At 64.8% G+C, this 4440-nt stretch carries 4 protein-coding genes and 1 riboswitch; all 4 genes read left to right on the forward strand.

Annotated features, from left to right (window positions below):
• A partial coding sequence (locus ABWP09_RS13690; RefSeq protein ID WP_353205679.1) for a MipA/OmpV family protein occupies positions 1 to 290 on the forward strand: 290 nt, incomplete at its 5' end.
• A 159-nt stretch (positions 291 to 449) separates the two neighbouring features.
• Positions 450 to 1508 carry a ferritin-like domain-containing protein gene (locus tag ABWP09_RS13695; protein ID WP_353205680.1) on the forward strand — a complete coding sequence of 353 codons (1059 nt, stop codon included), beginning with the start codon at positions 450 to 452 and terminating at the stop codon, positions 1506 to 1508.
• Positions 1509 to 1554: 46 nt separating this feature from the next.
• Positions 1555 to 2559: a ferritin-like domain-containing protein gene (locus ABWP09_RS13700; protein ID WP_353205681.1), complete on the forward strand. Its 1005-nt coding sequence runs from the start codon at positions 1555 to 1557 to the stop codon at positions 2557 to 2559.
• 39 nt (positions 2560 to 2598) lie between these two features.
• A riboswitch (TPP riboswitch) is annotated at positions 2599 to 2720 on the forward strand.
• Between the two features lie 41 nt (positions 2721 to 2761).
• Positions 2762 to 4440: phosphomethylpyrimidine synthase ThiC (gene thiC, locus ABWP09_RS13705; protein WP_353205682.1), on the forward strand; the 1679-nt coding region annotated here is incomplete at its 3' end.

Here is a 4440-nt window from a genome sequence, read left to right on the forward strand (position 1 = left end):
ATGCGCAATATGTCGGGCAAGGCTATGCCGACACCTATTTCACGATCACGCCGACGCAAAGCATCGCCAGCGGCCTGCCCGCCTTCACCGCGCGCAAGGGCTGGAAGAACTATAGCGCAGGCGGCTTCGCGACCTATGCGCTGACCGGCAATTTGCTCCACGGGTTCAAGATCGTCGCGGGCGGCGGCTATACGCGGTTGCTCAACGATTATGCCTATAGCCCGATCGTGCAGATCGCGGGCGCGAAGAGCCAGTGGCTGGGCGCGGTCGGGGTCGCCTATACCTTCTGAGGCATTGCGGCGCATTCACACCGGGTTCACCTTGCCCGGTGGAGCAAGGCGACCGACGCAAAACGGGCGCGATCCGCTACATCCCGTCTTGCGTCGCCGCCCGGTCGGTGCCACGCATCGCGGAATAGTGAAGTGTTTTAAGCAAAAGGGTTCGCCCCAATGACCGATACTGTGATGGACGCCGTGGACACCGATGCCGCGCTGATCGCGCAACTTGAGAGTCGCGCCGAACGCCGTAACGAGCGGCGCGAATTCTTTCGTACCGCGCTCGGGGCAGGCGCCGTCGCGGCCGTGGGTGCAGCGGCCGTAACGCTCGGGTCGGGGGCCGCCGCGCAATCGGTCAACGATGCCGCGACGCTCAATTTCGCGCTCAACCTCGAATATCTCGAAGCGCAATTTTACAGCTATGCCGTGACCGGCGCGGGCTTGGCCAACACGCTGTTGACCCCGGGCAGCGCCAGTACGACGACGCAGGGCGCGGTCACTGGCGGGCGTCAGGTCAGCTTCTCCGATCCGCTCGTCGCGCAATATGCGCGCGAAATCGCGGCCGACGAAGTCGCGCATGTCACCTATCTGCGCAGCCTGCTCGGGACCGCCGCCGTCGCGCAACCCGCGATCGATATCGGCAGCACCGCGACCAGCGCGTTCAGCGTCGCCGCCGCTGCCGCCGGACTGGTCGCGACCGGGGCGGCGTTCGATCCCTATGCCCGCGACGAGAATTTCCTGCTCGCCGCCTTCCTGTTCGAAGATGTCGGGGTCACCGCCTATAAGGGTGCGGCGACGCTGCTCGAGAGCAAGATCTATCTCGACGCCGCCGCCGGACTCCTCGCGGCGGAAGCGTATCACGCCTCGATCATCCGCACCGTTTTGTATCGCAAGGGGCTCGACACGCTATCGCTGCGCACCTCGGCCGACGGCATCTCGAATGCCCGCGATGCGCTCGACGGCACGACCGACGATGATCAGGGCATTTCGCCCGTCACGCTTACCGCGACGCTGACCTCGACCACGGTTCCGGGCTCCTACGCCCCGCAAGTCCCCACGGCCTTGCTCGGCCTTGCCTCGAACATCGTGCCGAGCGCGGCCGATGGCACCGTCTTCGGTCGCTCGATCGGCGCGGTGCTCAACATCGTCTATTTGACACGGTTGTCGGTGTCGAAGGGCGGGTTCTTTCCGAACGGCCTTAACGGCTCGTACGTGACGAGTTCCGCCAACTGATTGTGGTGCGACGCCAGCCAGTGATTATTCCGATCGGAGTTCCCCAGTGATCGACAGCGATATCCTCCTCAACGCGCTCGATGCCAGCGAACGGCGTCGGTCCGAACGCCGCACTTTCCTGCGCAGCGCCAGCGCGGCAACCTTCGCGGTCGGCGGCAGCGCGCTGCTCGCGGCCTGTGGCGGCGGGACGCCGACACCGACGAGCACGGTGACGCCAACGCCGAGCCCGAGTTCGACCGCGGTGCTGCAGGATCAGGACACGCTCAACTTCGCGCTCAACCTCGAATATCTCGAGGCGCAATTTTACACCTATGCCGTGACCGGCGCGGGCATCCCCGCCGTCCTGCTCGCCAGCGGTAATGGCAATCCGTCGGTTCAAGGCGCCGTCACCGGTGGCCGCCAGGTCACCTTCACCGACCCGGTGGTCCAGCAATATGCGCGCGAGATCGCCGCCGACCAGATCGCGCACGTCGCGTTGCTGCGCTCGGCGCTCGGCGCAGCGGCGGTGGCGCAGCCCGCGCTCAACATCGATGGCAGCACGACCGGTGCCTTCACCGCGCTGGCGCGCATCGCCGGAATCGTCGGCTCAACCGCCACCTTCGATCCCTATTTGAACGACGAGAATTTCCTGCTCGGCGCGTATATTTTCGAAGATGTCGGCGTCACCGCGTACAAGGGTGCTGCAGCGCAGATCAACACCGCCTTGCTGGTCGACGCCGCCGCCGGGATCCTCGCGACCGAGGCGTATCATGCCGGATTGATCCGCACCGTGCTCTATTCGAAGGGCCTGACCACGCCCAGCTTGCGCACCAATGCCGGGCTGATCAGCGATGCGCGCGACAGCCTCGATGGCACGACCGATCTCGACCAGGGCATCATCGGCGATGCGACGACCTCGAACCTCGTGCCGACCGACGCCAACGGCCTGGTCTTCGGCCGGACCGCGGGCCAGGTGCTCAACATCCTCTATCTCAACCGCAACGCGGTGGTCGGCGGCGGTTTCTTCCCGAACGGCTTCAACGGCAACATCCGCACCAGCGCAGCGAGCTGAATCGAGGCTGGACGCGGCCAGTGGCTGCGCCTAGTCATACCATCATCCCCGGGGAGCCATCTGGCTGAGAGGTGCGGTAACGACGCACGACCCGCTGAACCTGATCCGGCCCCTTGACCCCTCAAGGACTCACCGGCGGAGGGAGGGAGCGGTTTTCTCATCCGAAACCCGTGTCCTTGCTCCGACTTTTGGAGCGACACGCATGGCCGACGTTGATTCGAAGATTGAGCTGACTGCAGTCAGTCAGCAGCCAGCCCGTACCGAAATCGGCGTCACCACCGGCGCAATCCGTGGCAGCCGCAAGATCTACGTCGCCTCGCCCAATATCCCCGGTGCCGGCGTCGCAATGCGCGAGATTATGCTCGAACCAAGCTGCGGCGAGCCGCCTTTGCGCGTCTATGACACCAGCGGTCCCTATACCGACCCGAATGCGCAAATCGACATTTCGGCCGGCCTGCCGCAACTCCGCCGCGACTGGATCGTCGCGCGCGGCGATGTCGAATCGTACGACGCGCGCGAAACCCGCCCCGAGGATAACGGCCTGACCGGGCCCGATCGCTCGGCCGGCGTCCCGCAATTCCCGCACGTCATCAAGCGCCCGCTCCGCGCCAAGGCCGGGGCCAACGTCAGCCAGATGCATTACGCGCGCCGCGGCATCATCACCCCCGAGATGGAATATGTCGCGATCCGCGAGAATCTCGGCCGTGCGCAGTTGAAAGAAGCGCTGATCCGCGACGGGCAGGATTTCGGCGCGTCGATCCCCGATTACGTCACCCCCGAATTCGTCCGCGACGAAATCGCGCGCGGCCGCGCGATCATCCCCAACAACATCAACCACCCCGAATCCGAACCGATGGCGATCGGCCGCAACTTCCTCGTCAAGATCAACGCCAATATCGGCAACAGCGCGGTCGCCAGCAACGTCGCGTCCGAAGTCGACAAGATGGTCTGGTCGATCCGCTGGGGCGCGGACACCGTGATGGACCTCTCCACGGGGCGCAACATCCACGACACGCGCGAATGGATCCTGCGCAACAGCCCCGTCCCGATCGGCACCGTGCCAATCTATCAGGCACTCGAGAAAGTGAATGGCGTCGCCGAGGACCTCACCTGGGAAATCTTCCGCGATACGCTGATCGAGCAAGCCGAGCAGGGCGTCGATTATTTCACGATCCACGCCGGCGTGCGCTTGGCCTATGTCCCGATGACCGCCAAGCGCGTCACCGGCATCGTCAGCCGCGGCGGCAGCATCATGGCGAAATGGTGCCTCAGCCACCACAAAGAGAGCTTCCTCTACGAACATTTCGACGACATTACCGAGATCATGAAGGCGTATGACATCGCCTACAGCCTCGGCGACGGCCTGCGCCCCGGCAGCATCGCCGACGCCAATGACGAGGCGCAGTTCAGCGAGCTCTACACGCTCGGCGAACTCACCCACCGCGCGTGGAAGAGCGACGTCCAGGTGATGATCGAAGGCCCCGGCCATGTGCCGATGCATAAGATCAAGGAGAATATGGACAAGCAGCTCGAAGTCTGTGGCGAGGCGCCCTTCTACACATTGGGGCCACTCACCACCGACATCGCGCCGGGTTACGACCATATCACCAGCGGCATCGGCGCCGCGATGATCGGTTGGTACGGCACCGCGATGCTGTGTTACGTCACGCCCAAGGAGCATCTCGGCCTCCCCGACCGCGACGACGTCAAGGTCGGCGTGGTGACCTACAAGCTCGCCGCGCACGCCGCCGACCTCGCCAAGGGCCACCCCGCCGCCAAGATGCGCGACGACGCAGTGAGCCGCGCGCGCTTCGAATTCCGCTGGCGCGACCAGTTCAACCTGTCGCTCGATCCCGACACCGCCGAACTCTATCACGACGA

It is taken from the genome of Sphingomonas sp., assembly GCF_040398505.1.
In the GTDB taxonomy this organism is placed as follows: domain Bacteria; phylum Pseudomonadota; class Alphaproteobacteria; order Sphingomonadales; family Sphingomonadaceae; genus Sphingomonas.